General features: G+C 75.4%; 2 protein-coding genes. Both read right to left on the reverse strand.

Annotation, left to right across the window (positions count from 1 at the left end; translation table 11 throughout):
* Positions 1-128: 128 nt before the first annotated feature.
* Positions 129-1,553 (reverse strand): L-serine ammonia-lyase, encoded by a 1,425-nt coding sequence (locus AEQ27_RS14975; protein ID WP_054147400.1) that lies wholly within the window; start codon positions 1,551-1,553, stop codon positions 129-131.
* Between the two features lie 85 nt (positions 1,554-1,638).
* On the reverse strand, positions 1,639-2,153 hold a 515-nt coding region (locus tag AEQ27_RS14980; RefSeq protein WP_235451121.1), incomplete at its 5' end, for a MarR family winged helix-turn-helix transcriptional regulator.

The following is a 2,153-nucleotide window of genomic DNA, read 5'->3' on the forward strand; positions in this document are numbered from 1 at the left end:
GGGCGTCGGTGCCGCCCGGGGTCGCGGGGGGGGACGGCGTGGGGCGGCGCGGCGGGGTCATGCGTCGAGGCTAGCGGCGGCGTCCGACACGACCCGCGCCTCCTCGGGTCGGCCTGCCGCGACCCCGGTCAGCACTCGATGACGTTGACGGCGAGCCCGGCGCGGCTGGTCTCTTTGTAGCTGTCCTTCATGTCGCGGCCGGTCTGACGCATCGTCTCGATGACGGTGTCGAGGCTGACGACGTGGCTGCCGTCGCCGAGCAGGGCCATGCGGGTCGCGGCGACCGCCGTGCCCGCCGCGATGGCGTTGCGCTCGATGCAGGGCACCTGGACGAAGCCGCCCACGGGGTCGCAGGTGAGGCCGAGGTGGTGCTCCATGGCGATCCCGGCGGCGTTCTCGACCTGGCGGGGCGTTCCGCCGGGCAGCGCGGTCAGCGCCCCCGCGGCCCTCGCCGCGGCCGAGCCGGCCTCGCCCTGGCAGCCGGCCCCGGCCCCCGAGATCGACGCGTTGCGCTTGTAGAGCGAACCGATCGCCGCGGCCGTCAGCAGGTAGGTGCGGGCCAGCTCGTCCTCGGTTGCACCGTGGAAGCGCATCGCGTAGTAACCCACGGCCGGGATGATGCCGGCGGCCCCGTTGGTCGGTGCCGTGACCACGCGCCCGCCGCCCGCGTTCTCTTCGTTGACGGCCATCGCGTAGGCCTGCAGCCACTGGGCCGGCAGGTCGGAGGCCAGCAACGAGGAGGCGCGGCCCTGGTCGACCGCGGAGCCGCCGAGCGCGCAAGCGGTCGCCCGCCCGTCCTGCTGGCGCAGCATGGGCGCGAACTGGCGGGCCCGCCGCGGCACCTTCATCCACCCGGGCAGCCCGCCCGTGGCCTCGAGCCCCGCGGCGCCGCAGGCCCGCCTGGCGGCCCAGCGCGCGTCGAGGCCCGCCGCGGCGTCGGCCTCGCCGTGCAGCGCGACCTCGTTGCGCCAGGCGAGCCCGGCGATCGACACGCCCTCGGCGTCGCAGAGGCGCAACAGGTCGTCGGCGTCGGCGAAGGCGAACGGCGCCTCGGCGGCGGGCACGGCCTGCTCGTCGTCGCCGTCGCGCACGACGAAGCCGCCGCCGACCGAGAAGTAGCCCTCGCGCGCGAGACTCACTCCGTCGACGTCGAAGGCCTCGACGCTCATCGCGTTGGGGTGCCGCGGCATGCGGGTGAGTGGCGCCATCCGCAGGTCGTTGGGGGCGAAGGCGATCTGGTGTCGCCCGAGCAACCGCAGGCCGCCGCCCTGCTCGACCGCCTGCTGCATGCCCGAGACGACCGCGGGGTCGCAGGTCTCGGGCTGCATGCCCGCGAGGCCGGCGAGGACGGCCGAGGGCGTGCCGTGGCCGAGGCCGGTCGCCGCGAGCGAGCCGTAGAGCACGGCCTCGACCCGGGTGACGTCGGCCAACCGGCCGTCGGCCTCGACGCCGAGCAGGAACTCGCGGGCGGCCCGCATGGGGCCGACGGTGTGCGAGCTCGACGGGCCGATGCCGATCGAGAAGAGATCGAGGGCCGAGACGTGATCGGTCACGTGCCACCTGCCTTCCGGGGTCACGACGACGTTACCCGCTGCCGCCGACGGTCACGGGCGGGGCACCGAGGAGGCGCGGGTCGCCTCAGGCGGGACGCCCCACCTCGCGGGCCCGCTCGGCCATCGCGCCCGACATGCCCTCGAGGAACCGTCGGACGGTCTCGAGCTCGGTCTCGTCGAAGTCGGCCATGACCCGGTCGCTCATCACGCCGAGCGGCCCGAAGAACGCCCCCGCGACCTCGCGGGCGCGGTCGGAGTAGCGGAGGAGCACCCGGCGTCGGTCGGCCTCGTCACGGCTGCGCTGCACGTGGCCGACCTTCTCGAGGCGGTCGATGACGCCCGTGGCCGCCCCCGAGGTGACGCCCAAGAGCTCGCCGAGCCCGCCGGCGGTCACGGGGTCGCCGTCGCGCTCGGCCTGCATGACGTGCAGCAGCGCCTCGAGGTCGATGTGGCCGAGGCCGTGCCGCGAGGCGAAGGCCTGGGCGACCTTCTGCGACTCGGTGGTCAGCCGTTGCATGTGGGTGACGATCTCGTCGGCCTGCGGCGAGCGCGGCGGACGGGTCGACGGGGCCGAGCGTCGAGGACGACGGTCGGTCGGGG

The sequence above is a fragment of the Frigoribacterium sp. RIT-PI-h genome, assembly GCF_001297205.1.
Taxonomy (GTDB): Bacteria; Actinomycetota; Actinomycetes; order Actinomycetales; family Microbacteriaceae; genus Frigoribacterium.